27 protein-coding genes, 1 tRNA gene and 1 riboswitch are annotated in these 24102 nt (G+C 66.5%); of the genes, 14 read left to right on the top strand and 14 right to left on the bottom strand.

The window, feature by feature from the left end; translation table 11 throughout:
- Positions 1 to 47 precede the first annotated feature (47 nt).
- From V3G39_05030 to V3G39_05020, 3 genes are all read right to left on the bottom strand, one after another.
- On the bottom strand, positions 48 to 416 hold the full coding sequence (locus tag V3G39_05030) for an NADH-quinone oxidoreductase subunit A (GenBank protein XAS77408.1): 369 nt from the start codon (positions 414 to 416) through the stop codon (positions 48 to 50).
- Positions 417 to 495: 79 nt separating this feature from the next.
- Complete coding sequence (locus V3G39_05025; GenBank protein ID XAS78179.1) at positions 496 to 1803, bottom strand: geranylgeranyl reductase family protein; 1308 nt, start codon at positions 1801 to 1803, stop codon at positions 496 to 498.
- A gap of 218 nt (positions 1804 to 2021) precedes the next feature.
- Positions 2022 to 2717, bottom strand: coding sequence for a demethylmenaquinone methyltransferase (locus V3G39_05020; protein ID XAS77407.1), 696 nt, complete (start codon positions 2715 to 2717; stop codon positions 2022 to 2024).
- A gap of 230 nt (positions 2718 to 2947) precedes the next feature.
- Here V3G39_05020 and V3G39_05015 point away from each other — a divergent pair, with 230 nt between their 5' ends.
- Both V3G39_05015 and V3G39_05010 read left to right on the top strand, forming a co-directional pair.
- A complete protein-coding gene (locus tag V3G39_05015; protein XAS77406.1) occupies positions 2948 to 4249 on the top strand; it encodes an isochorismate synthase in 1302 nt (433 codons plus the stop codon).
- Positions 4250 to 4422: 173 nt separating this feature from the next.
- Positions 4423 to 4905, top strand: a complete 483-nt coding sequence (locus tag V3G39_05010) for a glutathione peroxidase (GenBank protein ID XAS77405.1) — start codon at positions 4423 to 4425, stop codon at positions 4903 to 4905.
- A 37-nt stretch (positions 4906 to 4942) separates the two neighbouring features.
- Here V3G39_05010 and menD read toward each other — a convergent pair whose 3' ends face one another.
- Complete coding sequence (menD, locus tag V3G39_05005) at positions 4943 to 6685, bottom strand: 2-succinyl-5-enolpyruvyl-6-hydroxy-3-cyclohexene-1-carboxylic-acid synthase (protein ID XAS77404.1); 1743 nt, start codon at positions 6683 to 6685, stop codon at positions 4943 to 4945.
- A 204-nt stretch (positions 6686 to 6889) separates the two neighbouring features.
- On the opposite strand from menD, the gene V3G39_05000 reads away from it, so the two are divergent.
- From V3G39_05000 to V3G39_04980, 5 genes are read left to right on the top strand one after another with little or no spacing between them, the layout of a single operon-like run.
- Positions 6890 to 7150 carry a WhiB family transcriptional regulator gene (locus V3G39_05000; protein XAS77403.1) on the top strand — a complete coding sequence of 87 codons (261 nt, stop codon included), beginning with the start codon at positions 6890 to 6892 and terminating at the stop codon, positions 7148 to 7150.
- Positions 7151 to 7207: 57 nt separating this feature from the next.
- The gene (locus tag V3G39_04995; protein ID XAS77402.1) at positions 7208 to 7606 is read left to right on the top strand and encodes a helix-turn-helix domain-containing protein; all 399 of its coding nucleotides are present in this window, start codon (positions 7208 to 7210) and stop codon (positions 7604 to 7606) included.
- Positions 7603 to 7827, top strand: a complete 225-nt coding sequence (locus V3G39_04990) for a hypothetical protein (GenBank protein XAS77401.1) — start codon at positions 7603 to 7605, stop codon at positions 7825 to 7827. Before V3G39_04995 ends, V3G39_04990 begins: the two co-directional genes overlap by 4 nt.
- Before the next feature lie 34 nt (positions 7828 to 7861).
- Positions 7862 to 8245, top strand: coding sequence for a DUF2256 and DUF3253 domain-containing protein (locus V3G39_04985; protein XAS77400.1), 384 nt, complete (start codon positions 7862 to 7864; stop codon positions 8243 to 8245).
- Positions 8246 to 8293: 48 nt separating this feature from the next.
- Positions 8294 to 9316 carry a 2-oxoglutarate and iron-dependent oxygenase domain-containing protein gene (locus V3G39_04980; protein ID XAS77399.1) on the top strand — a complete coding sequence of 341 codons (1023 nt, stop codon included), beginning with the start codon at positions 8294 to 8296 and terminating at the stop codon, positions 9314 to 9316.
- 41 nt (positions 9317 to 9357) lie between these two features.
- Here V3G39_04980 and V3G39_04975 read toward each other — a convergent pair whose 3' ends face one another.
- From V3G39_04975 to V3G39_04950, 6 genes are all read right to left on the bottom strand, one after another.
- Positions 9358 to 10383 carry an FAD-dependent monooxygenase gene (locus tag V3G39_04975; protein ID XAS77398.1) on the bottom strand — a complete coding sequence of 342 codons (1026 nt, stop codon included), beginning with the start codon at positions 10381 to 10383 and terminating at the stop codon, positions 9358 to 9360.
- On the bottom strand, positions 10380 to 10925 hold the full coding sequence (locus V3G39_04970; protein ID XAS77397.1) for an isoprenylcysteine carboxylmethyltransferase family protein: 546 nt from the start codon (positions 10923 to 10925) through the stop codon (positions 10380 to 10382). Before V3G39_04970 ends, V3G39_04975 begins: the two co-directional genes overlap by 4 nt.
- Positions 10922 to 12064 (bottom strand): 3-oxoacyl-[acyl-carrier-protein] synthase III C-terminal domain-containing protein, encoded by a 1143-nt coding sequence (locus V3G39_04965; GenBank protein XAS77396.1) that lies wholly within the window; start codon positions 12062 to 12064, stop codon positions 10922 to 10924. The genes V3G39_04970 and V3G39_04965 overlap by 4 nt, the downstream gene beginning before the upstream one ends.
- A complete protein-coding gene (locus V3G39_04960) occupies positions 12061 to 13224 on the bottom strand; it encodes a geranylgeranyl reductase family protein (GenBank protein ID XAS77395.1) in 1164 nt (387 codons plus the stop codon). Before V3G39_04960 ends, V3G39_04965 begins: the two co-directional genes overlap by 4 nt.
- Positions 13221 to 14054 carry a UbiA family prenyltransferase gene (locus tag V3G39_04955; GenBank protein ID XAS77394.1) on the bottom strand — a complete coding sequence of 278 codons (834 nt, stop codon included), beginning with the start codon at positions 14052 to 14054 and terminating at the stop codon, positions 13221 to 13223. Before V3G39_04955 ends, V3G39_04960 begins: the two co-directional genes overlap by 4 nt.
- Positions 14055 to 14145: 91 nt before the next feature.
- Entirely contained in the window at positions 14146 to 16029 is a 1884-nt protein-coding gene (locus V3G39_04950; GenBank protein ID XAS77393.1) for an ABC transporter ATP-binding protein, read from the bottom strand.
- Between the two features lie 76 nt (positions 16030 to 16105).
- Here V3G39_04950 and V3G39_04945 point away from each other — a divergent pair, with 76 nt between their 5' ends.
- The 7 genes from V3G39_04945 (at position 16106) to V3G39_04915 (ending at position 21537) form a co-directional block, all read left to right on the top strand.
- The gene (locus V3G39_04945; protein XAS77392.1) at positions 16106 to 16537 is read left to right on the top strand and encodes a MarR family transcriptional regulator; all 432 of its coding nucleotides are present in this window, start codon (positions 16106 to 16108) and stop codon (positions 16535 to 16537) included.
- A 191-nt stretch (positions 16538 to 16728) separates the two neighbouring features.
- Entirely contained in the window at positions 16729 to 17487 is a 759-nt protein-coding gene (locus V3G39_04940; protein ID XAS77391.1) for a hypothetical protein, read from the top strand.
- 157 nt (positions 17488 to 17644) lie between these two features.
- Entirely contained in the window at positions 17645 to 18424 is a 780-nt protein-coding gene (locus tag V3G39_04935; GenBank protein ID XAS77390.1) for a hypothetical protein, read from the top strand.
- A gap of 636 nt (positions 18425 to 19060) precedes the next feature.
- The gene (locus tag V3G39_04930) at positions 19061 to 19390 is read left to right on the top strand and encodes a hypothetical protein (protein ID XAS77389.1); all 330 of its coding nucleotides are present in this window, start codon (positions 19061 to 19063) and stop codon (positions 19388 to 19390) included.
- Between the two features lie 268 nt (positions 19391 to 19658).
- Entirely contained in the window at positions 19659 to 20222 is a 564-nt protein-coding gene (locus V3G39_04925) for a hypothetical protein (protein ID XAS77388.1), read from the top strand.
- A gap of 19 nt (positions 20223 to 20241) precedes the next feature.
- The gene (locus V3G39_04920; GenBank protein XAS77387.1) at positions 20242 to 21210 is read left to right on the top strand and encodes an endonuclease/exonuclease/phosphatase family protein; all 969 of its coding nucleotides are present in this window, start codon (positions 20242 to 20244) and stop codon (positions 21208 to 21210) included.
- A 57-nt stretch (positions 21211 to 21267) separates the two neighbouring features.
- Entirely contained in the window at positions 21268 to 21537 is a 270-nt protein-coding gene (locus V3G39_04915) for an excalibur calcium-binding domain-containing protein (GenBank protein XAS78178.1), read from the top strand.
- Here the strand turns inward: V3G39_04915 and V3G39_04910 are convergent.
- The 4 genes from V3G39_04910 to V3G39_04895 form a co-directional block, all read right to left on the bottom strand.
- Positions 21464 to 21745, bottom strand: a complete 282-nt coding sequence (locus tag V3G39_04910; GenBank protein XAS77386.1) for a type II toxin-antitoxin system RelE/ParE family toxin — start codon at positions 21743 to 21745, stop codon at positions 21464 to 21466. The genes V3G39_04915 and V3G39_04910 overlap by 74 nt on opposite strands.
- A 328-nt stretch (positions 21746 to 22073) precedes the next feature.
- Positions 22074 to 22149 (bottom strand) — tRNA-Thr (locus V3G39_04905).
- 46 nt (positions 22150 to 22195) lie between these two features.
- The gene (locus tag V3G39_04900) at positions 22196 to 22834 is read right to left on the bottom strand and encodes a prepilin peptidase (protein ID XAS77385.1); all 639 of its coding nucleotides are present in this window, start codon (positions 22832 to 22834) and stop codon (positions 22196 to 22198) included.
- A gap of 260 nt (positions 22835 to 23094) precedes the next feature.
- Entirely contained in the window at positions 23095 to 23832 is a 738-nt protein-coding gene (locus V3G39_04895) for a transglycosylase family protein (GenBank protein ID XAS77384.1), read from the bottom strand.
- A gap of 5 nt (positions 23833 to 23837) precedes the next feature.
- Positions 23838 to 23985, bottom strand: a riboswitch (cyclic di-AMP (ydaO/yuaA leader).
- Positions 23986 to 24102 lie beyond the last annotated feature (117 nt).

Genomic DNA, 24102 nt, shown 5'->3' with positions numbered 1-24102 from the left:
ACCTGTGCTTTCGAGCCGGACAGTGCTGCAGGTCATTCGATGCGGGGTCAGTCCCATTCCAGGCCACCTCGGCGCCACACGTACGCATACGCGATGAACACGGTCGCCACGAAGAGCACCATCTCGATCAGCGCGAACAGGCCCATCGAGTCGAAGTGCACGGCGAACGGGTAGAGGAAAATACTTTCGATGTCGAAGATGATGAAGAGCATCGCGGTCAGGTAGTACTTGATCGGCACCCGACCACCGCCGTCGGCCTGCGGGCTGGGCTGGATTCCGCACTCATAGGCATCGGCCTTCGCGCGGTTGTACCGCTTCGGGCCGGCAAGACCAGCCGCGCCCAGCACGGAGAAGATCGCGAAACCAGCGCCCAGCGCCGCGAACATCAGCAGCGGGTAATAGGAGTAGTTGGTCATGCGAGCTCCTTCCAGGCGCGGCGGGCGGACCCGGAGCGCAATTCATCCGCTACCGCAGCAGCGACGATCTTGAGGTACATCATGCCGCCGGAGTCATCCGGGACAGCAGGGCCAACGCCTTGTCGTCCAATTTGCCGCCGGTGGTGTCACCGAGGTTCGCCATGACTTTCAGCAGGAACTGCATCATGGTTTTGCGGGGCAGACCGTACTTCACGGCAAGCCTCATGACCTCGGGGTTACCGATCATCTTGGCGAACACGCGCCCCAGTGTGTAGTACCCGCCCAGCGCGTCGCGCATTACCTGCGGGTAGCTCAACAGCACGCGCTCCCGACTTTCGTCGTCGGTGCGGGCAAACGCCTGCGCTACGACCTCGGAGGCGAGACGCGCGGACTCCATCGCGTAGGCGATGCCCTCCCCGTTGAAGGGGTTGACCATGCCGCCTGCGTCGCCGACCAGGAGCAGACCGTCGGCGTAATGCGGCTGACGGTTGAAGCCCATCGGCAGAGCGGCGCCGCGGATCGGACCGGTGATGGTCTCCTCGTTGTACGTCCACTCCTCCGGCATCGTCGCGACCCAGCGGCGCATGACGTCCTTGTAGTCGGTCTTGCCGAACGCCGAGGAGGTGTTCAGGATGCCGAGCCCGACGTTCGACGTACCGTCGCCGACCCCGAAGATCCAGCCGTATCCGGGCAACAGGACCCGCTTGCCGTTCTTGTCCTTGGACCACAGCTCCAACCACGACTCGAGGTAGTCGTCATCGTGGCGCGGGCTCGTGTAGTAGGCGCGGACGGCAACACCCATCGGGCGGTCCTCACGCTTCTCCCGGCCCATCGCCAAAGACAGCCGGCTGGAGTTTCCGTCGGCGGCGATCACCAGGGGCGCCCGGTAGCTCATCGTCTTGCCGGTGGCGCGACCGTCCCGGCCCATCTCTTTGGCGTCCACGCCGACGATGTGACCGTTCGAGCCCCTGATCGGCCCGATCACGTTCACACCCTCCCGCAGCTGCGCGCCGTGCTTGACGGCGTGCTTGGCCAGGATGTCGTCGAAATCCTGCCGGGTGCGAACCAGGCCGTAGGGCGGGAAACTGGCGTTGTCGGGCCAGTCCAACTGCAGCCGCATGCCGCCGCCGATGATCCGCAGGCCCTTGTTCCTGATCCAGCCGTCGTCCTCGGGCATCGGGATACCGAGGCTGACCAGTTCGCGCACGGCCCGGGGAGTGAGGCCGTCGCCGCAGATCTTCTCGCGCGGGAAGTGCGTCTTCTCGAGTAGCAGGACGTCGAGCCCGGCCATCGAGAGGTATGCGGCGACCGACGATCCGCCGGGACCGGCTCCGACAACGATGACATCGGCTGTTTCGGGGGCGGTGGTGCTGACAGCGCCGCCCATCTGTGACTGGCTCACGGGGCGTCCTCGGGGGGTCTTGTGACAGTTTTCACGAGCGCCTGAAACTCTACGTCCGAGAGGCACACGCCTCTCACTAAGGCGGACCTAACCAACCTTCGGCTAACCGCACGTTCGGCGGCGGGCAGGGCCACATGTGGGTACCGAAGGTCGGTGCGCCGCACGGTTGAGGACGAGCAGACCCGAACGTGGACCGGCCGACGTCAGGACTGCTTGCGGCCCCGGTGCAGCGCGACAATTCCGCCCGTCAGATTGCGCCATTCGACGCCTGCCCACCCAGCCTGCTGCAGTTCGACCGCCAGCCCGGACTGATCCGGCCAGGACTGGATCGACTCAGCCAGATAGACGTAGGACTCTGCGTTCGAACCGACGCGACGTGCGATCTTGGGCAGCGCCTGCATCAGATATTCGGAGTACACCTTGCGGAACGCGCCGTTCGTGGGTGTGGAGAACTCGCAGATCACCAGTCGGCCGCCCGGCTTGGTGACTCTCAGGAATTCGGTCAGTGCGATCAGCGGGTCCGCTACGTTGCGTAACCCGAAGGTCATCGTGACCGCGTCGAATGTGTCGTCCCTGAACGGCAACCGCATCGCGTCAGCTGCCGTGAACGCCATCCGGGGCCGCACCTTCTTGCCCTGTCGAAGCATTCCCAGCGAGAAATCCGCGGGGATGACGCGGGCACCACGGGTTTCGAACGGAATACTGCTGGTGCCGGTGCCGGCAGCGATATCCAGCACCAACTCACCGCGCTGAGGGTCAACGGCTTCCACCACGATGGGACGCCAGCGGCGATCCTGCCCCAGCGACAGCACGTCGTTGGTCAGGTCGTAGCGCTTGGCGACGCCGTCGAACATCCGGGCAACGTCGGCTGGTTGCTTGTCGAGGCTGGCACGGTTCATATCTCGCATCCTCGCTCATCGCAGCTTCAGGCTGTCGACCGAGTACACCAATTCCCCTTCCACGTTTGCGTCGCCGGCGACCGAGGCCGGTGCTGCCCAGGCGATTCTTTCCACGTTTGCGTCGCCGGCGTCCCGGGTGGGCACGGAGCCGGCCTGGCGGCTGCCCTTCGTCCTGCTCTCCGTCCTGGCCTCGCGTCAGTTCAAACCGGATCCCCGGGTGGACGGGCCAGATGCCCCGGCTACCGTTGTCGTTTGTGACCTCGCTCGCCGCATCCGCACCGATGGGCATACCGGATCTGGTCGTCAGGACAACACGGATCGACGACCCGGGCGACCTCGCCCGACTGATCCCCCCCGGACTCCCCTCCGGTGAGGTGTTGAGTTGGCTCCGCGGTGGGGACGGACTCGTCGGCTGGGGTCGGGCGGCCTCCATCGACACCGGTGGCGCGCGCCGGTTCAAGGACGCCAGCGACTGGTGGCATGAGGTGAGAACCAGTGCCTTCGTGCGCTCGGACGTGGAATTGGCCGGCACGGGACTGGTGGCGTTCGGCTCTTTCGCGTTCTCGTCCGGATCACCTGCCGGGGGTTCGCTCGTCGTCCCGTCCACGATCGTGGGCCGGCGTGCAGGCACCTCCTGGGTGACCACGATCAGCGAACGACTGGAAAAGCTGGCCGCACCGATGCCGCAGACCACGCCGCTCCCACCCGGCGCCGCGACTTTCAGCGACGGCGCACTCACGGGCGCCCAGTGGGAGCAAGCGGTAGCCAGGGCGGTCGACGCGATCGTCGCCGGAGACGTGGACAAGGTCGTCATGGCGCGCGATGTCATCGCCCGCACCGACGAACGCATCGACCCCCGATGGTTGATCGGACAGTTGGCGTCGCGTTACGTCAATACCTGGACCTTCTCCATGGACGGCCTCGTCGGAGCCACTCCGGAGATGCTGGTACGCCGCGAGCGCGGGCTGGTGACATCACGAGTGCTGGCCGGGACCATCCAGCGCAGCGGCGACGACAGTCGCGACCTCGCGTTGGCGGGCTCTCTGGCGCGCTCGTCGAAGGACCTGGAGGAGCACGAGTACGCCGTGCGATCGGTCGCGGACGCGCTGAAACCGCACTGCACCTCGATGAATGTGCCCGAGTCGCCCTTCGTACTTCACCTGCCCAACGTGATGCACCTGGCGACCGATGTCGTCGGGGTACTCGCGGGCTATGCGACATCGCTCACATTGGCTGCAGCGCTGCATCCGTCAGCCGCCGTCTGCGGCACACCCACCACCGCCGCTGCCACGTTGATCCATTCGCTGGAGCACCTGGACCGTGGACGCTATGCCGGCCCGGTGGGCTGGGTGGATGCCAGCGGTGACGGCGAATGGGGCATCGCGCTGCGCTGCGGGCAACTGGACGCATCGGATCCCTCGCGGATGCGTCTGTACGCAGGGTGCGGCATCGTGGCCGGCTCGGTGCCGGCCGATGAGCTGGCTGAGTCCGAATCGAAACTGCTGCCGATGCGCGAGGCCCTGACCGGCTGATCCCGCTCGCCCAGCCCAAACAGCCATTCGCAGACTCCCAGATTCGTAGACTCGCCGGTCGACTGTCCGGAAACTGGGGGTGGGGCATCCGGCGGGGCGACGGCGTCGAACTACTTTCGAATCTGGGCGCACTTCCCCAAATCGTCATGACCCCACTGCGAAAGAGACCCCTCATGAGCTCACTGCACGACTTCTCTGCGGACACCCTGACCGGGCAGGAGCAGCTGCTGTCCGAATACGACGGCAAGGTGGCCCTCGTGGTGAACACGGCCAGCAAGTGCGGTTTCACCCCTCAGTTCGAGGGCCTGGAGAAGTTGTGGGGCGATTTCCGCGAGGAGGGACTGGTCGTGCTCGGCTTCCCGTGCAACCAGTTCGCCTCCCAGGATCCCGGCGACGCCGAGCAGATCGGGCAGTTCTGCCAGGCCAACTACGGCGTCAGCTTCCCGATGTTCGCCAAGATCGAGGTGAACGGTTCCGACGCGCACCCGCTCTACCAGTGGCTCCGCAAGGAGAAGGGCGGGATGCTCGGTAGCCGTATCAAATGGAATTTCACCAAATTTCTGGTCGGCAAGGACGGGCAGGTCATCAAGCGGTACGGCCCCACGACCAAGCCCGCGGACATCGCCGCCGACATCAGGAGCGCCCTCGCTGCCTGAGTTCCACGCCCGGAGCTCATGCGTTGAGTGGGCAGGCTCAGGTCAATGCTTCACCGGCGAGGGCGAAGAGCCGCTCCTGAAAAGCACGTTGTCGGGACCTGTCCAGGTGCACCTCGATCACGCGGATACCTTTTGCTTTCGAGCCGACCCGCTCACTCAACACGCGGGCGTCGGCTACGAGCTCGTGCGGCACGCCGTACGCCGCACACAGCCCCGCGATCGATACCCCGGTCGGGGTGCCGAAGACGCGCTCATATGCGGGGTCCAGCCCTGCGCCGTCTGCGGCGCCCGGCTCCAACGTGCCGAAGATGCCGCCACCGTCGTCGCCCAACACCACGATCGTCAGATCGGGACGCGGCTCGCCCGGCCCGATGAGCAAGCCGTTGGCGTCGTGCACGAACGTCAGGTCGCCCATCAGCGCGTACGCCGGGTGGTCCGCCCGGCTCAGCGCGAAACCGACTGCGGTGGAGATCGACCCGTCGATGCCCGCCAGGCCGCGGTTCGCGACGGAGACCACATCCCTCGATACGAGGGAGGAATTGCGACCCAGATCCAGGTAGCGCGCTGCGCTGGAAGACCCGACGAACAGTCCCGACCCCGCCGGTACGGCGTGGACCACTGCCCGGGCAATCGTGAAACCGCTGGGCCACGATTCATCGATCACAGTGCCGGCAACCTGCGCCAGGGTCGCGCCCGCCGCGCGCCACTGCGCCGCCCACTCGCGGTCCACGCTGCTGGCCACGGCATCGTGGCTACTTTCCAGAGCCGCCCAGTCGTGCACGGCGCTGAGCGAGTGCGCCGGGTCCGACCAGAGTCCGGACGGGCTGACGAGCTCCACCTGCACCGACGGGTTGCGCAGCAGACGGGCCACACCGCGGTCCAGCGTCGGACGGCCGCCGACCAGCACGCGCTCGGGCAGGTGAGCGTCCACCCAGTCCTGCGCGTGCAACAGCAACGGGCCGTGCGGTAGCACCCGCACCCGGTGAAAGGCCCCGAACGGTTCCGCGATCAACGGCCACCCGGCCGAATCAGCGAGGGCAGCGAACTGGGCGGCAGCTGCGGGGTCGGGGACATCGCCGAGCACCGCGAGCGTGCGCGGCACGGCGCGAATCGTGCTGGCAGCAGCGGACGCAGGCGCGGCGAAGCGGGTCCAGGGGCGACCGTCTGGCCGCCCGCCATTCGCGACCAGGCGCGGCGCACGTTGCCCGTGATCGCTCGTCTGAGGGACCAGGGGCTCGCGGAACGGCAGATTCAGGTGCACCGGCCCCGGCGCCCCGCCGAGCAGACCGCGAGCATGCCCGACAGCCTGGGAAGCCACCGATCGCCATACGGCGTTCTGTGCGTCGCGCTCGTCGCGCTCGTGCGGGGTGCCGAGGTCATGGGACCAGCGGGTGGCGGAGCCGAAGATATCGACTTGATCGGTGCTCTGGTTGGCGCCGGTCCCCCGCAACTCCGGCGGCCGGTCCGCCGACAGGATCATCATCGGCACCTGGGCGTGGGAGGCCTCCAGTACCGCCGGGTGCAGGTTGGCGACCGCGGTACCGCTGGTCACGACGACAGGAACCGGCACCCTGCTGGCCTTGGCCAGCCCGAGCGCAAGGAACGCCGCCGACCGTTCATCCACCCGCACGTGCAGCCGCAGCAGTCCTGCGCGATCGGCGTCCTGCAGCGCGTACGCCAGTGGGGCAGATCGCGATCCGGGTGCGAGCACAGCATCCGTCACCCCATGGCGGATGAGTTCGTCGATCAACGTCGTGGCGCAGGCGATGCTCGGATTCACCCTGCCATGATCCCCCCGCCACCATCCTCCCCAGGACGACGTCCACCTGACCCGCTGCGGGGACCGGGTCAGGTCTCCCGCCGACGCGTATCGAGGCAGATATATCCAGATCGGCCATTTCGGGTGATTCAACTCTCACCGCGCGGGGTATGACCAGATAAGAGCACCGGATCGAGCGCCGGTGAACAGGATGAGGGAGAAATCATGCGCGCCATATCGCCGGAAGCAACGGATGCTCGACAGCGCCTCAATACGGCATTACGCGCTGTGCGCCTTGCCGACCGGCAGGTCCCGTGCGAGATCAATCCCGATCTGTGGACGAGCAACAACAGGGCAGACCGCGAGGCTGCAGCCTTCCGGTGCCTCGCGTGCCCGGTGCGCGAAGAGTGCTCTGCCGCCAGCAGTTTTGAGCGGGTCGGTGTGTGGGGATCGCAGATCCGGGCCGCCGGATCGCTTGAATGGTGACCTGGGTTTTCGCTTCGCAATCTTGACAGTTTTTATTGGAACGACCATTCTTGATTCATGGGTCGGTCCCGACAGTTCAGCGAAGCAGCCGCAGTAGCCGCTGCCGCTGCACTGTTCCGGCGACAGGGGTATGCATCGACCTCGATCGATGACATCGTCGGCGCCACCGGGGTGCATCGAGCCAGCCTCTACAGCGTCTTCGGCAGCAAATACGGGCTCTTCGTCAGAGCCCTCGATGAAGCACTGGCACGGCTATCCGGCAGTCACGACGAGGAATGGCCTACTGGCCTCGACCTCGTCCTCATCGCGCTCGTCGAGCTCGCGCCCTCCGACGCGGCCGTGCGACAGCGCCTGATCGACGGTATCGCTGCGACCCATCTCACCGCCTCGCACCTCGGGGAACGCATGCTGGCGCGGGCCGGTATGGGAGCTCATCAAAGGAGTGCTCAGTCATGACACACACCAACGTCACCATCACCGGTGACACGCTCGTCGTCGAGCCGCAGGGCCTGGACAAGATGTGGTCTTTCACCCGACGTCAGTTCTGGAACGTCTCCGATTTCGCTCAGACCGTGGTCGTGCAGCTCGATCCCGCTGAGCACTTCACCCGGCTCATCATCTCCGTCGATGACCCGCCACACGCGGTGGACGCCATCAACGCAGCCATCAGCAGCTGACCGAGCAGCGGACTGCTCCCGCAGACTGGCCCTTGTGAGCACACCCGAGCCCAAGTCCTGCGCTGCCTGCGGACGACGCATCGAGTGGCGTAAGAAATGGGCGAGGGACTGGGAGCAGGTGCGTTACTGCAGCGCGTCGTGCCGCAAACACGGTGTCACTGCCGTCGATGCCCAACTGGAACAGACGATCCTGGAACTGCTCGATTCCAGGGCACGGTCGGCCACCATCTGCCCTTCGGACGCGGCCCGGATCGTGGGCGCGTCGGCGGCGAATCCAGACGGCTGGCGGGACCTGATGGAGCCGGCCCGGCGCGCGGCGCGGCGGCTCGTGAACGCGGGCGACGTCGTCATCACCCAAGGTGGGCGCATCGTTGATCCGTCGACTGCCAAAGGCCCGATCCGGATCCGACGCGTCTGAGCCCGTACACCGCCGCACGTGAGGGTCGCGCCCTGTCAGAATCAGAGCATGGTGATTGAAAATGTCGGCCTGGAACTACCCACGCTGCGCATGTCGGATGCGGACGACCCGTTGACTTCACAGCAGTTCCGGACGGATCTGCTGCAGGCCACCCACGAGGTGGGCTTCTTCTACCTCACCGACCACGGCATCGACCTGGAACTGATGCACGGGATCATCGCCGTGGCCCGCGAGTTCTTCGCGCTGCCGGATGCGGAGAAACTGTCGGTCGAGATGGTCAACAGCCCGCACTTTCGTGGTTACAACCGGGTGGGCGGGGAGCTCACCGGCGGCAAGACCGACTGGCGCGAGCAGATCGACATCGCGCCGGAACGCGAACCGCTGCCGTACGGAGCTGGTCACCCGGACTACAACATGCTGCAAGGACCGAACCAGTGGCCGGCCGCGTTGCCCCGGCTGCGCGAGGTGGTGCAGGAGTGGAACGCGATGCTCGAGGCGCTCGCGGGACGGCTGTTGGCCCAATGGGCGCTGGCGCTCGGCCAACAGCCGACCGTCTTCGACAGCGCATTCGGTGACCGACCGGCGACGCTGACCAAGATGGTCCGCTACCCCGGCAAGACGACCGAGTCGGCGACGCAGGGCGTCGGGTGGCACAACGACCCGGGCGTGCTCACCCTGCTGCTCGTCGAGCCCGGCACGGCCGGTCTACAGATCGAACACGACGGCGAGGTGGTCGACGCGCCGCCGCTGAACGGCGCCTTCATCGTCAATATCGGCGAAATGCTCGAGTGGGCAACGGACGGATACCTCAAAGCCACCAAGCACCGCGTCCTCGCGCCTGAAGCTGGAACCGACCGCATCTCGGTCCCCTACTTCCACAACCCGGCTCTGGAGGCCACCTTCCCGAAGATCGAGCTGCCGACTCATCTTGCCGCCCACGCCGCAGGCATCACCCTGGATGAATCCAACCCGATCCTCGATGTCTTCGGGCACAACATCCTCAAGGCACGGCTACGCGCCCACCCCGATGTCGTCGCCGCCCATCACTCCCACCTGCAGCCGCCCCGCTGACGCAGCGTGGCCCGTTGGCAGGACGGCCTGGCCTGGTGTGCTCAGGCTGCGGAGCCGGCGAGCGCATTGACTGCTGCGCCGAAGAGCCACGGGGCGCGACCGGCCGCAGGCACGATCGCGCGGCGTACGACGCCGACCTGCGTCGCATGCAACAACCCCGCGGTGAGGGCCTGGTACCGCCAGCTCGCGAGCCGCCAGGCCCGCTCATAATCGCGGGCCCGCCCGGCCACGATCGCATCGACGGCGACCCGCGCATGCGCGACTCCCAGCGCGATCCCTTCGCCGGTCAACGCGTCGACATATCCCGACGCGTCACCGACCAGCAGTACCCGACCGGCCACCCGGGCGCGGCTGCGCTGGCGCAACGGACCGGCACCGGCGATCCTGTCGTGCTCGACACCCGCGACGCGCTCGGCGATGGCAGGCACCCGGGCGAGATGGTCGGCATACGGCCCCTTGTCCGACGTCAGGATCGCGACGCCGACGCGGTCGGCTGAGATCGGCGTGACGTAGGCCTCGCACCCTGTCGTCCAGTGCACCTCCACATAGGGGCTCCACGGCTCCATCTCGAAGTGCGTTCGCAACCCAAATCGGGCGGACCCGCGCGATTCGCGGTCCAGCCCCAGCGAGCGCCGAATCGGCGAGTGCAGTCCGTCCGCAGCGATGAGGTGCCCGAACCGCTGCCCATCGACGACCACTCCCGCGTCGTCCTGGGTGATGCCCTTGACGGCTCGCTGCACGGTGACGATTCCTGCGGCCAGCACCGCGTCACGCAGCGCATCATGCAGGGTGACCCTGCGCACCCCGCGACCTACGCCGGCCCGGAAGTCCGCCTGCGCATGACGCTGCCCGGCGACGTAGCGGATGCCCCGGATCTGCTGGCCGTCCGGATCGACGCCCAGGTCCAGCAACGCCGCCAGCGCACCGGGCATCAGCCCTTCACCGCACGCCTTGTCGATGCTGCCCGCGCGCGGCTCCCAGACCTGTACGTCCAGACCCGCCCGGGCGGCGTACAACGCGGCGGCCAGGCCTGCAGGACCGCCACCGGCCACCAGCAGGTCGATCACGACGCCACGGCCTCGCGGTCCGGCGCGGGCAGCGTGGCCAGAGCGGCGTTCTCGCAACGGATCCGCACGGTCAGCAACCAGGCGTTGAGCACGGTGAAGACCACTGCGGTGATCCATGCGTCGTGAATCAGCGGCAGCGCGATACCTTCGGCGACGACGGCAACATAGTTGGGGTGGGAGAAGAAGCGGTACGGGCCGCCGGTCACCGGGGCCAGGCCGGGCACGATGATCACCCGGGTGTTCCAGCGGTGGCCGAGGGTGGTGATGCACCACCAGCGCAAGGACTGCGAACCGACGAGCGCGACCAGCATCACGATCGCCAGCCAGAGCGGGGTCTGTGGGCGGCGCACCCACACCTCGATCAACGCACCCGCGAGCAGTGCGGTGTGCAGCACGACCATCGGGGGATAGTGCCGGGCGCCGTACTCCTGTCCGCCGCGGGCCATCGACCACGCCTCGTTGCGCTTGGTGACGATCAGCTCGGCGATCCGTTCGAACCCGACGAGCAGAATCAGGATCGTGTAGAGGATCTCGCTGCTCATGCCGGTGCGGCCGCCGCATCGGCTGTCTCAGACATAGCCGGGGTTTCGGCCGTACCGGGAGCCTGCAGCAGCACCAGTTCGGAACAGAATCCCGGGCCCATCGCGATCATCAGACCGTAGGAGTCGGGCTTCGGAGGCCGATCGGCGAGGGTGTCCATCAGCACATGCAGCACCGAGACCGATGACATGTTGCCGACCCGCGCCAGGGAATCCCAGGTGACCGCGAGCGCCTCGCGCTCGAGGCCGAGGGTGTCCTGCATCGCTTCGAGCACCTTGGGGCCGCCCGGGTGGGCGACGTACCAGCCGATGTCGGCGCGGGTCAGGCCGTGGTCGGCAAGGAACGCGTCCACGTCATCGCCGAGGTATTCCCGTACGACATTGGGGACGTTCGCATCGAGCACGATCTGCAGCCCGGTACTACGCACGTCGAAGCCCATCGTGCGCTCGGAGTCGGGGTAGAGGTGGCTGCGGGTGGCCAGGATGCGCGGCTGCACCGGCTCACGGGTGATCGGGTCCGCCAGCGCGGCGGCCCGACGCGACCCGGCGGCCACGACGGCGCCGGCACCGTCGCCGAAAAGACCACTGGCGACCAGGTTCGGCAACGACCGGTCGGTGCGCTGCAGCGTCAACGAGCACAACTCAACGGCGACGAGTACTCCGACCGCGTCCGGGCGACCGCGCAGGAAGTCATCCAGGCGGGCGACCCCCGCGGCGCCGGCTACACAGCCCAGGCCCACCAGCGGCATCCGTACGACGTCCGGTCGCAGCCCGATGTTGGCCGCGATCCGAGCGTCCAGAGAAGGCACCGCCAGGCCGGTGACGGTCGCGGAGATGATGACGTCGAGGTCGCGCGGCTCGAGGCCGGCAGCCTTCAGGGCCTCCAGTACGGCCTGGGAGCCCAGTTGTACGGCGACGTCGATGAAGATGTCGTTGGAGGCACCGAAATCGGTCAGCTCGGAGTACTGCTCCAGGGGAATGGCGGTATGCCGGTAGTCGACCCCCGCGTTGCCGTGGAAGCGCCGGGTCAGCCGCTCGTCCGTGCCGGGCACCATCGACCGCACGAACGCATCGGTGATCTGCTCCTGCGGGTAGCGGTGGGGCGGCAACGCGCCCCGCGCACTCAAAATCTGCACCGTCATCGCATGGACTCCGTCCGGTTCAAGGCGCCACCGATCAGGTGACGGGTCAGGTTGCGCAGCACGGCTGCGGTGATCTTGCCGCCCGCGAGGCCGAGGTCGACGAGATCGTCAAAGACCTGTTGATTGTCCTCTGCCGCGCGTACCCCGGCGTCCAACAGCGGACCGTTGCGGCATAGTTTCGCCGCGAGCGCACTGTGCCGCAGGTGTGCGCCGAGGGCGGCGCGCACGGCGGCGGTGTAATCATCTGCGAAGTGGTCGATATCGCCGGTATCCAGGGCGGCCGCTGCTGCGCGGCCGGCGATGAGCCCCGTCAGGACCGCGTAGTAGATGCCTTCCCCGGTCATCGGATTCACCATCCCGGCGGCGTCCCCGGTCAACGCCACCCGGCCGTTGGAGCCTTCGAAGCTCCACCCGGACAGCGGGAGGTGAGCACCCTTCCAGGACGTGCCGTCAGCGGTCGAACCGGGCAGTAGATCCTCCAGCTGCTCCATCAACGCGGGACGTGCCAGTCGAGGCGCACCCGGCAGCTGGACCTCGCCGTATCCGACATTCGCCAGGCCGTCGCCGCGGTCGAAGGACCAGGCGTAGGAGGGTTGCCGAACCATCCCGAAGGCCATCGCCTGCGATCCGCTGCGGTCCTCGCCCACCGGTGCGTAACCGCGCAGCGCGAAAGCGGTGGGTCCGGTCGCCAGGCCCAGCGCGCGGCGTACAACCGAGTGCACCCCGTCGGCGCCGACCATCAGCGGCGCGCTGAACCGGTCATCGACGGCGCACTCAGGCCCGTCCAGGCTGAGGGTGCTGACGCGGTGCGTATGCGGCGTGGCACCCGCCCGCACGGCGGCGTCGTGCAGCCGGGCGTCGAAGACTTCGCGTGGGATGACCCAGGTCGAACGAGCCATCGTGCGCTCCACGACCCGGTCCCCGCGGCGCATTGACAACCGGTCGATCGGCTGCCATCCGTCGCCGATACCCGGTGCGCCCGCTTCGTCCAAGAGATCCATGACTTCCGGAGCGATGCCGTCCCCGCAGGTCTTGTCGCGGGGGAACTCGGAGCGATCCAGCAATGCAACCGACATACCCGGTCGGGCCTGCAATGCGCCAAGGGCAGTCGCGGCTCCTGCCGGGCCGCCCCCGACGATGATCAGATCGTGGGTGCTCATCGGGCTCCTGCCACCAGTAGACCAGCGTCGATCAGCGCGATGCCGACGGCAGCGCGAAAAGGATCCCGGCCGGTGCCCCGCCAGGCAACGGTGCCGAGACCGACATTGATCGCGAGCGCGGCCCAGCCGGCAACCGACGGCGGCTGCGCGGGTCCGAAGACGACCACGATCGAGGCCAGGCCCAGGAGTCCGGTGGCGAGTTGCTGCCCGCGACGTTGCCCGAGGCGGTGCGGCAGCCCCCGTACCCCGGTCGCGTCGTCCTGTGCGAGATCGGGCAGCGCATTGAGCACGTGCGCGCACACCCCGATCGCGGCCGCCGGGATCGTGATCCGGACGGGCGCCCACTTCGGATCCGGAGCTGCCTGACTCACGACTGAGGGCAGCGCGCCGAACGCGACGGCGTACGGCGCCCAGGACCAGGGCGTGCTCTTGAGACCGAGGTTGTACGCATGAGCCGGTGCTACCCCGAGTGCCAGGTGCGCAAACGCAGCACGCCGTCCTAGGCGCAGCGACGTCCAGGTGGTACCTGCGAACGCTGCCGCCAAGGCCGTCGCCACAACGGGAATGCCCACCTGCCCCGAAGCGACCGGCTTGTCTGCGCGTTGGACCTGACGATCACGCGCGGCATCCACAAGGTCATTGCCCCACCCGATGGACAGCTGGCCGAGGAAAACGGCGGCCGCGCTCGCGACAACCCGCCGGGGTGGCAGCCGGGCGGCGGACGCCAGCAGCGTGGTGAGGCCGGTCACCGCCAGTCCTGGCCCGAGGTGGGCCGAGCGCAGCAAGGGCAGCACCATGCCCCGGGTGGAGACCCGAGACCGAACTGCCATATCCACACCCTTAGTTCATCAGCCCCGCACATCACCATAAGTTGCCGGGGTGCGCGCCGGGTGGGTGAGGGTGCGCTACCAGGGGCGGGTTTCAGCCCGGGACCTGCAGGTAGGAGTCCTCGGACGTGCCGGCCGCGTGCACCAGGTCGGCGTACCGGCCGCCCTGCGCGAGGAGCTCCTCATGGCGCCCCCGCTGCACGATCCGCCCGTGGTCGAGCACCACAATCTGGTCGGCGTGCCGGACTGTGGACAGCCGATGGGCGATGGTGAGGGTGGTGCGGCCAATGCTCAATTCGTCCAGCGCAAGCTGCACCGCCCGTTCGGTGGTGTTGTCCAGCGCGCTGGTCGCCTCGTCGAGCACCAGGATCGGTGGGTCGCGCAGGATGGTGCGGGCGAGCGCGATCCGTTGCTTCTCGCCGCCGGAGAAGCGGTATCCGCGAGCACCGACGACGGTGTCGTAACCCTGCGGGAGCGCCTCGATGAGGTCGTGGACCTGCGCGGCACGGGCGGCATCGCGCAGCTCACCGTCCGTGGCGTCAGGCTTGGCGTAGCGGAGGTTCTCCGCGATGGTCGCGTGCAGCAGATAGGTGTCCTGCGAGACGACGCCGACCGATTCGGCAACCAGCGCCAACGGCAGATCGCGCACATCATGTCCGTCGATCAGCACCCGCCCGCCGGTCGGGTCGTACAGGCGGGACATCAGGGCCGCGAGAGTCGACTTGCCCGAGCCGGTGGTGCCGACCACGGCCACTCGTGCCCCGGCCTGAATCTGCAGGTCGATGCCGGTGAGTGCGTCGGTGTCCGAACCGGTGTAGCGGAAGTCGACCGCTTCGAACAGCACCTGCCCGCGTACCTTTTCCCCGCGCACCGGCTGCCCGTCGCTCGGTGTGGGCGCAACCGGATCGTCGATCTCGACCGGCGCGTCCAGGAACTCGAAGACGCGACTGAAAAGCGCCATCGAGGTGGTGATCTGAATGCCGACATTGAGCACGCCCATCACGGGCCTGAACAGCGAGGTCTGCAGCGCGGTGAATGCCACCAGGGTGCCGATCGTCATACCGCCACTGGTCGCCGGCAGGCCTGCCGCAAGGTAGATGAAGGCCGGGATCGCGGAGAAGATGATGGCCATCGTGCCGATCCGCCAGCGGCCGGACATCTGGGACTGCAGCTCCTGCTCGGTCAGCTCCAGAGAGGTCTGCTCGAAACGGCGGGACAGCATCGGGCCCGAACCGAGGGTCTTGGCCAACTGCACCCCGGAGATCGACAACGACTCCTCGATCTGGGTCTGCATGTCCGCCAGGGAGCGCTGGGCACGCGACTGGATGGCCCTGCGCATCCGCGCGACGCGCCGGGTCAGATAGATCGCGGGCGGCAGGATCAGCAGGCTGATGAGGGACAGTCGCCAGGACAGGGCGACCATCGCCGCGGCCACCCCGATGGTGCTGGTGACGTTGGTGGCGATCGAAGTACCGGTGTCGGTGACAACCGACTGCATTGCGTTGATGTCATTGGTGATTCTCGACTGCAACTCACCCCCACGGGTGCGGGTGAAGAAGCCGAGCGGCAGGCGCTGCAGGTGGGTGAAGAGGCGGGTGCGAAGGGTGTGCATCACCCGTTGACCGATCCGGGTGGAGGCGTAGGTCTGCACGACGCCGAGCGCCTGCGTCACGATCGTGATGGCCAGCATCGCGCCGACGAGCAGCACCAGCTGGTGCACGTCCTGCTGCGGGATCGCATGGTCGATCAATGCGCGCAGGATGAAAGGGCTGGCCAGTCCGAGCACGGTACTGACCACGATGATCGCGGCGACCCCGAGCATCGGGGTGCGGTACGGCGTGAAGAGCGACAACACCCGTCGGGCGCCGACGGGGTACTCCTGCAGCTGTGCGGCATCGGCTGCACTGACCTTGAGCGAAGCACGTTGGCCGGGACTCGGCGGTCGGCCGCCACCGGGCCGTGCGGTGGGCATGGTCATCCGGGCTCCTCTCTGTCGATGTGGTGAGGTTACCTCACTATGACGTAACCCCTGTGTACCGGATATGATTCCCAACGTGAGCACGGATGAGGCGACGCTCGGCGATCTGGTGGTACGCACCGCCCGGGTCCTGCGCCGCAGCCACCGGGAGGCCCTGGAGCCCTACGGCCTCTCCCCCCACCAGTCCCGGGCGATAGCCGCCATCGGGCGCCATGAGGGCACCGGGTTGCGGCTGTCTGCGTTGGCCACCGAGCTGGGTATCGCGCCGCGCTCGGCCACCGATGTCGTCGATGCCCTGCAGACGCAAGGCCTGGTGCAGCGCACCGCGAGCGTCATCGATCGACGAGCTATCGACCTACGACTGACCGAAGAGGGCCTCAGGCTCCGGCGCACCCTGGATCAGGCCCATGTCGCGATCAGCCGCGCGCATTTCGCCACGCTGAGTGAGCAGGACCGCGACACTCTCGCGCAACTGCTGCGTAGCGCTCTGGATACGACGACCGGCTGATGCGAGCTCGCGGCTGATCTCGTTTCTAGGTGGGGTGCGAGGCCGTCTGCTGAACCGTTTTTGGCGGGCCGAGGTGACGTTTTGGACACAACCTGGCGCGAGCCAGTTTTGGCCCTCCCCCCGCCCTAGTATCTGCTGCATCGCGAGGCCGAAATCAGGGGGCTGAGCCGGGACAGAAAGCTACCGCCACCATGTATCAAAGCCGAGCTGCAATCGCAGTCGTACCCCTCGTTCTCACCCTCGGCGCCGCGCTCGGCGCTCCCGCGTACGCTGCGGACAGCACCGCCCACAACGGCCAGCACCGCTCGTTCGTCAAGGAGCGCGCCCTCGTGCACGGACACGGGTCGGCCGACGCCAAGCCGTACGGCAGTTGCTCACTCATCGTGCCCAGCGCGGTGCGGGTGGTCAGCTCGGGCCGGGCAGTGCCTGTCCGGTTGACAGGGGGTTGCACGCTCCACCCGGACGTCTACTCCGGTTGGTACGTCGGCAGCTACGACGACCCGGCCGACTACATCTTCTTCGGTGGGGTCAACCGCACCTCCTGGCAGCTGTTCGCATTCACCCCACTCGGCACGCGGACCTGGACACCGGACGCCGCCAGCGATGTCGATGATCACGTCTACAGCCAGAACTTGCCCCAGACCACCGTCAAGGTCGGCTCGTGGGCCGGCCTGTGGACCAGTCGCAAGGGCTCCAAGGTCACCGTGAACACCCGAACGGTGCGGTACTCCACTGCTCGCGACGTCAACATCCCGTGGACGTCCACGACGGGGATCATCCAGTACCGACCTGCGGGCGGTTCAGCGTGGAGCATCCTCAAGCAGGTGACCACCAACTCAGCCGGCAACGCGTCGTACACCTACACCTCGTCGGCGAAGCGGGACTACCGCGTCGTCTACGGCGAAGCGGCCTATGTGTGGGGCGCCACCAGCCCGACGTCGCAGCGCTGATCCAGGCGCTCACCGACGCAACACGCCGCCGCAGCATTTCGCCGCAGCACCAGTTGCGGCCCGGCATCACAGCCGACCCAGGACCGCCACCTCGGCGGTCCTTCGCACAGCCACAGCATCGGGGCTCAGACCCCACATTCCGGGAGGGATCCATCCAATGAAGAAACTCTGGGCCGCCGCGCTCACCGTCGCAGCAGCAAGCACAGGACTCGCAGGATTCGGCGCGGTCAGTGCACCCGCCTCCGCTGCCGGGTCGACCAACACCATCTACTACCACGGCACGTCGCGCGATGCTCACTTCCAGAGCCGTTCGACGTGCGAGGCCTATTCGCGCTACTGGGTCAAGCAGATCGCTTCCAAACCGGCGCAGGTCACGCTGATCCCGGCGTACTCCGACCCCGGCATCACCGGCCCCGAGAGCCGCACCTCGTGCTACCCGGTCTCGACCGGCCAGTGGTCCTACCTGATCGCGTACTTCGCCAAGAAGGGCGTGCCGTTGACGAAGTACGACCACTTCGTCAACATCGATGACCGCTTCGGCCCCTCGCTCAAGGCCGACAACGAGGCCACCTGGGGATACCTGCATGCCGTCGCCCGACCGTCGACGTACTGGACCGTCGCCACGTGCAACAAATCCGCCAACTGGACGGCCAACAGGGTGCGCTCGAATGCGAACGTGCGCCTGGTGACTGCTCAGCTGTGCGCGTCCTCCTCGGGCGAGGTCAGCTACGGGGTGCTCTACCTGGCCGCTCGACCCGGAGCCCAGGTCATCGCAGGTGACGAATCCGCGCTCCTCGGCACGACGGTGGCATCGGGCTTCCCCATGTTGGACGTCCTGGGCTATGACTACACCTACCTGTCCGGCCCTACCGCGAAGATGCAGCTCGCAGCCCGGCACGCTCAGGTGAAGAAGATGGCGACGACACTGCCGCGCTGACCAGCCGTTGCACGCGTTCGGCGGCTGGCCGCCCCCCCCCGGTTACCAACGGGAGCGACCAGGCGCCGGACCGCGCAACCGGCCTGACGGCTGTAGAGCCGGAGACAGGAGTCGAACCTGCGACATCCTCATTACAAGTGCCACGCCATGGCTGGTATGTAGTCGTTTCGGAGGTTATCGTCAGTGCCCGGGATGCGCTACATGACATTCGCTGAGTCGCGGGGGCACGCCAGGGGCACGTGAGGATCTTCGTCGCCAGAACCACGCTGACCGCTCAACTGTAAATCCCCGAGTCCACCTCAGCTTCGGTGCGCCGTGATTCTCAACGTTGCAGTGACTAGAGCGGACCTTGTTGGGGTCAGTGGCCGCTCGGTTCACCTTCCGGCCCGACGCGCACCACGATCACGAACGCCATCCACTGCGACTTGGTCCCTTTTTCCACCAAATGACCACGCCGGCGTCTAGGGGTTGCTTCGGATGCAGGTCACGAAACCTTACCCAAACGTGCCGGATCGAACGCGGCCGAGACCACGTCCGCTCTGCCCGCCTCTTACCCACACACCGAGCATATTCGAACATGTGTACGCGAATGATTCCATTGGAATCACGTCTGGGCGCAGGCCGCATACTGCACCAATGGCGATGACGGCGTTGGTGCTATCGGTAGTAGCGATCGTGGTCGCAGCCGCCGCCGCTTGGTACACGAAACAGATGGCTGGGACCGCGAACAGTGAGCACAAGCTACATCTGAGACAGGACCTCGACACAGTCATCGTGAAGCGACCTGACACCAAGGACCGTCTTATCTACCGAGTCAGTTCGCCAGGAGGCAGCTGGGCTGATCAGGTCGACCTCGGTTCACGCAAGAAGAAAACCGATGCTGAATTCATCTTTTCGGTGGGAACCGGGACCGCGCTACCACGGTTCGTTGTCGAGATCTCCTGCATCTCAGGCAACGACACGTGACATGTGATCCGCGATCTGGTGATGCCGCCACAAGCACCCGATTACATACCGTGGGGTGACTTGTAAAGGTAAAGGTTCTTGAGGCACCACCAACGCAATTGTCGATGGTGGTGACTAGGCAGTGCTCTACGAGCCGAAAGGTGTCTCGGGTAGGCGCCTCACCGTCGCAGCCCCAGCAGACACACTCGAGCCTCCTTTTATTACATGGGATGATGACCAGATTCCCTTGTCATGCGCAGGGGAGCGGCAGCCCCACGGACATCGCGGGGTGGGGAGTAGTCAGGGGGCCAAGCTATCCGGGCTCGATTCTGGCGGGCTGACGCTCAGGCCGGTCGAACGGATCTCTCAGCGTCAAGAAAGTGAGTTCGTTCTGGTGCAACAGCAATATTGGGTCCTCAAATGTGTGATCGGGGGGATTTTTTTGTCGACTCTCGTCGCGTGTTCGGGCGGAGTCGAAACCTCCAGTAGCCCGTTGGTGGACGTCGCGAAGCGCACACCCGCTCCAACGTCCATCACGCTCGGCGAGATATATGGTGCGGGCTGGGACAGGGCTGTTGTCGGTTGTTCGCACGGGACTGGCGCCGCGATGAAGGCGAGATTGGGTTTCAACTGGGCCGATGCCGCTGATGCGTCCAACGTGGGAGAGGACCAGCAGCTCATCGTCCTGGCAAAGGGCAGTTCGGTCACCAAAGCAGAGAAGATCTTTCGTTCCAGCGTCGATCTGTGTGGCGGGCAGCAGAGTTTTCCGGTAGTGATCAAACCGGGGACGAAGCTGCAACTGGTTGTTAGTAAGTGGAGCGACGGTAGCGATTTCCTTGTCGCCAAATACTGACTCCCCAGACCGCTTCACGATGCGTACGAGCGACTGGTTCTATGCGGTCCTCGGCTTGGCCTTCGTGGTGGCTTTGGGTTCCCGATGGCTTGACGTGACGGTATTCGGATTACTTCCGGCGCTGCAGGCGACCTGGATGATCGTGACCGGCCTGCTGCTGGTCGTCGGAATAGTTCTCACAGCGCTTCGCCGCTGGCGAGGGCTTGTCGCGTTGGTGCCGGCGATCGTGGCCGCTGCGCTGATTGTCGGTCAGTCCATCGCGTCGCGCCCGCCAACAGCGTCCCTGGTAAGCGGCGGGGCCGCGAGGTTCGCTGTGGTGTCGGCCAACATGAAGGAATCGCGCGCAGACGTATCCGATATCGCCGCCAGGGCTTACCTGGTCAACGCGGACGTCATCATCCTGGCTGAGACCGACAAGGTCGCGGTCGCGCAACTGTTGAGCGACCCGCGGATGGTCGGTTTCAAATACCAGGTAGCCCCGGTGGGTGACGTGATTTACGGAACCGCGCTGCTGTCGCGGCATCCACTGCGATCCGTGAGTTCTTCCTTCGGCAACGAGTTGCTGCACTCCTTCCAACAGCCGAGCGCCGACGTCGTCACACCTGGCGGCGTCGTCCGACTGCAGGGCGTGCACGTCTTCCCGCCCGTCTTCGAAGCGGCGACCGACTGGAGGCGCGGGCTGGACCTGCTCGCGGCTCGCGCCAACGAGAGCAAGGCTCGCGGGCCCTTCGTGATGGCCGGCGACTTCAACGCCAGCACCGCTCACCCGGGGTTCCGCAACCTCGCCGACGGCTTCGATGAGGCAACCGCCCTGCCCAAAATCGGACTAGCCAACTCGTGGCCCGTCGCGGCGCCCTTCACCCGCCTGGACCACATCCTGTCCTCAGGCATGGCTGTGGAATCCTCCGACACCTTCTCCGTCCGCGGCTCAGACCACAAAGGCGTGTGGGCCATCTTCCAGGCGCCCACATCTAAGACGGGCCGATAACAAACGCAACGCCGCGGCGGCGGCCCAGGCCCGTCGTGCCAGCACCACCACCGGCCCATCCGACGCGGGTCTGACTACGAGAACTACGCCGCGGTCCGCGCCGCCGGTGACGCACCCATCTACGCAGGCCACCCGGGATGCTCCCGCAAGCTCGACCGAGACGGTCACGGCCATCGGCCGGGAAAACTGACCCACCACCTCTGCACGTCCGGCTCAGCAGTGGTCAGACCCTGCTGGCACAGGCGAGAGAGAATCACCGCGCCATATAGATGTGCGCGCGGTGTTCAATGCGTCCGATCCGTAACGCGTGATCGTCCTCATCGATAACGGATGTGACCCGGTAGTCCCCACGCCGCGCGACGCGCAGACCTTCCAGCTCATACCTCAATGGTTGCGACATCCGACGCGGGTTACCCGGCAGCACCACCGTCACAAATTCCACCACCGCAACAGCAACCTTTGCCGATAACCGGTCCAACGATCGCAGCGCAGTCGCGGACATTTCCACCCGCCACACCTGGGGGTCACCGCTCACGAATCAAGCCCGTTCCGGCGGCGCAGCTCCTCGCCCGTGACGATGTTCCCCGCCGATCAGCCGGAATATGTCGTCGGCCAGAAGGCACCACCCAAAGTCGCCTGAGAAGGCCAACACCAGCCGGAACCACTGCGGTTCCGGCCCTTTGGTATGCCCAGAGTCAGTAATCGCCACCATTGCGAGCTACCGAGGCTCGACGAAATACAAGATCCGTCGCACAGAGTGGACTATGACCACTTCTTCATGCATCGCTTTCGACCCGATTGACGTGCGCAGGCTCGTGAGGCGGATTTCGCAACCACGGCGGCGAGCAATCGCAATTACACCCTGGAGCCGGAGACAGGAGTCGAACCTGCGACATCCTCATTACAAGTGAGGCGCTCTACCAACTGAGCTACACCGGCATCGTCCGCGCTGCGACGAGGACCGGCACCGATCGTACCGGCGACCTCACGTTGCTGTGAGCAGTGCTCCGAGCGCGCCGACCAGCAGCGCCGGGCCAAGCGCGATGTGCGTGTGCCGGGTAGCCCGGCGAGCGACGATCAGCCCGAGCGATACCAGGCCGCCGATGACGAACCCTGAGGCAAGTCCCTGGAACACAGCGACATAGCCCCACCAACCGAGCGCGAGTCCGAGCAGGGCAGCCAACTTCACATCCCCCAGGCCCAACCCACCCGGCACCGCGAGCGCCAGCAACAGGAAAATCAACCCGGCCAGGCCCGCGCAGATGACCGCCCGAGCCATCCGCGCGGTATCCCAGTCCAGGGCGAGGAACAGCAGCAGCGCCGGGAGCCCCGACAACGTGAGTCGATCGGGAAGTCGGTGGACGTCAAGGTCGATCGCCGCCAACGGCAGTGCGATCGCAAGCATGACGGCGTACGCGGGTAGTACAACCCACCGTTCGAGACCGCCCAGATGCCAGCCGATCAGCGCGGCAAACAACGCCGCGACCGGACCCAGCCAGTAGCGCGCAGGAATCGGCCCGATCTCGCCGGGGAGTCGATACGCACCGGCAGCCAGTACCCGCCGCAGCCACTCGCCGTACGCCGCTCCCAGCACCGCGGCGCAGGTGACGACGGCAGTGAGCATCGGATCAGTCTGGCCCAGGTGCTCGGATCGTGCGGGGAGACTGTGCACAACCCGTGACCGGCCCGTCCCACGTTTGCGTCGCCAGCGCCCAGGAAAACCGCATAACCCAGTCCGCGTGCCGCGTTTGGGCCGCGAGCGACGCAGACGGGGGAAAGGGGGAAGGGAGAAAGGGAAAAGGGGTGCCGCCGCCCTAGGCGCGCCCGAATGGACGAAGCGCCCGCCCCGCGAAGGGACGGACGCTTCGTTGATCGAGGAGGGTGTCAGCCCAGGTTCGCGTTCAGGTAGGTCTGCAGCGCGCTGATGGTCCGTGCGTTCAGGTACGAAGAGTGGTCGTGCGAGGTTCCGATCTTGGTCTGCAGGGCGTAGATCGTCTTCGGACCGATGTCGCCGTCGGCCACTGTTCCGACCTTGCGCTGCAGGGCGGTACGCGTCTCCCAGGACAACGAACCGCTCTGGGACACCCCGACCCACCGCTGAACGGCCTTGGTCGTCAACGGACCGAACGAGCCATCGACGACAAGTTTGCGGGTCTCACTGCGCGAAGGTGGCGCCGTCTTCGGCGGTGGGGTGCTGGTGCCGCCACCGATGTCGACCTGCACAGCCAGACCATTGGCGCGCGTGAGGCCGCCACGGATGCTGCATACCGGCCAGGCGCCGGGGCCCTGGGTGCGTAGCACGGCTTGTGCCACGTAGATCTGCTGGTCGCGCGTCGCGCCGTTGGCAGTGCCGGCGAACCGGCCGCCGCCGAATCCGTTCCAGGTGCTGGCGGAGAACTGCAACCCGCCGTAGTAACCGTTGCCGGTGTTGATCGCCCAGTTGTTACCGCTTTCGCAGGTGGCGACGCGGTCCCAGACGTTCTGCGGGGACTGAGCCTGCGCTGCTCCGGCCATCGCCAGGCCGCCACCGACGGTGGCGGCCGAGACCATGACGACTCCAGCGGTGCGACGTCCGGTGGTGGACGGCGCCTTGGGGGCAGCGTGCTTGGGGCTATAACGCAACAGCGTTCCTTCCTGACGAACGCTTGCGGGGTCAGCTGTCGGGTTCGGGCTGTCAGGTGCCCGGCCGGCGTACCGGCTTCACCCCAAGACGGCACCACTGGCGCCGCCAAAATTGGGTCCCCCGCCCTCAGCCGACGTCCGCAGGATGCGGGGCCGGTGCGTCCGTGAGGTTCAGCGTCCGGACGCGCGAGTAGGCGGTATGAAGTTATGGGAGAAAAGTGAACGCCCGCATCGAATGCGTGAGATCTATCACCACATCGCGGCTCGGCA

The organism is Dermatophilaceae bacterium Sec6.4 (assembly GCA_039636865.1).
Classification (GTDB): domain Bacteria; phylum Actinomycetota; class Actinomycetes; order Actinomycetales; family Dermatophilaceae; genus Allobranchiibius.
This window is presented reverse-complemented; position numbering and strand designations above follow the sequence as displayed.

Excerpts from the sequence above, each read along its gene's own strand:
- V3G39_05030 (XAS77408.1), bottom strand. The coding sequence starts at position 416 with ATGACCAACTACTCCTATTACCCGCTGCTGATGTTCGCGGCGCTGGGC.
- V3G39_05025 (XAS78179.1), bottom strand. The coding sequence starts at position 1,803 with ATGGGCGGCGCTGTCAGCACCACCGCCCCCGAAACAGCCGATGTCATC.
- V3G39_05020 (XAS77407.1), bottom strand. The coding sequence starts at position 2,717 with ATGAACCGTGCCAGCCTCGACAAGCAACCAGCCGACGTTGCCCGGATG.
- V3G39_05015 (XAS77406.1), top strand. The coding sequence starts at position 2,948 with ATGCCCCGGCTACCGTTGTCGTTTGTGACCTCGCTCGCCGCATCCGCA.
- V3G39_05010 (XAS77405.1), top strand. The coding sequence starts at position 4,423 with ATGAGCTCACTGCACGACTTCTCTGCGGACACCCTGACCGGGCAGGAG.
- V3G39_05000 (XAS77403.1), top strand. The coding sequence starts at position 6,890 with ATGCGCGCCATATCGCCGGAAGCAACGGATGCTCGACAGCGCCTCAAT.
- V3G39_04995 (XAS77402.1), top strand. The coding sequence starts at position 7,208 with ATGGGTCGGTCCCGACAGTTCAGCGAAGCAGCCGCAGTAGCCGCTGCC.
- V3G39_04990 (XAS77401.1), top strand. The coding sequence starts at position 7,603 with ATGACACACACCAACGTCACCATCACCGGTGACACGCTCGTCGTCGAG.
- V3G39_04980 (XAS77399.1), top strand. The coding sequence starts at position 8,294 with ATGGTGATTGAAAATGTCGGCCTGGAACTACCCACGCTGCGCATGTCG.
- V3G39_04970 (XAS77397.1), bottom strand. The coding sequence starts at position 10,925 with ATGAGCAGCGAGATCCTCTACACGATCCTGATTCTGCTCGTCGGGTTC.
- V3G39_04965 (XAS77396.1), bottom strand. The coding sequence starts at position 12,064 with ATGACGGTGCAGATTTTGAGTGCGCGGGGCGCGTTGCCGCCCCACCGC.
- V3G39_04960 (XAS77395.1), bottom strand. The coding sequence starts at position 13,224 with ATGAGCACCCACGATCTGATCATCGTCGGGGGCGGCCCGGCAGGAGCC.
- V3G39_04955 (XAS77394.1), bottom strand. The coding sequence starts at position 14,054 with ATGGCAGTTCGGTCTCGGGTCTCCACCCGGGGCATGGTGCTGCCCTTG.
- V3G39_04950 (XAS77393.1), bottom strand. The coding sequence starts at position 16,029 with ATGACCATGCCCACCGCACGGCCCGGTGGCGGCCGACCGCCGAGTCCC.
- V3G39_04940 (XAS77391.1), top strand. The coding sequence starts at position 16,729 with ATGTATCAAAGCCGAGCTGCAATCGCAGTCGTACCCCTCGTTCTCACC.
- V3G39_04935 (XAS77390.1), top strand. The coding sequence starts at position 17,645 with ATGAAGAAACTCTGGGCCGCCGCGCTCACCGTCGCAGCAGCAAGCACA.
- V3G39_04930 (XAS77389.1), top strand. The coding sequence starts at position 19,061 with ATGGCGATGACGGCGTTGGTGCTATCGGTAGTAGCGATCGTGGTCGCA.
- V3G39_04920 (XAS77387.1), top strand. The coding sequence starts at position 20,242 with ATGCGTACGAGCGACTGGTTCTATGCGGTCCTCGGCTTGGCCTTCGTG.
- V3G39_04900 (XAS77385.1), bottom strand. The coding sequence starts at position 22,834 with ATGCTCACTGCCGTCGTCACCTGCGCCGCGGTGCTGGGAGCGGCGTAC.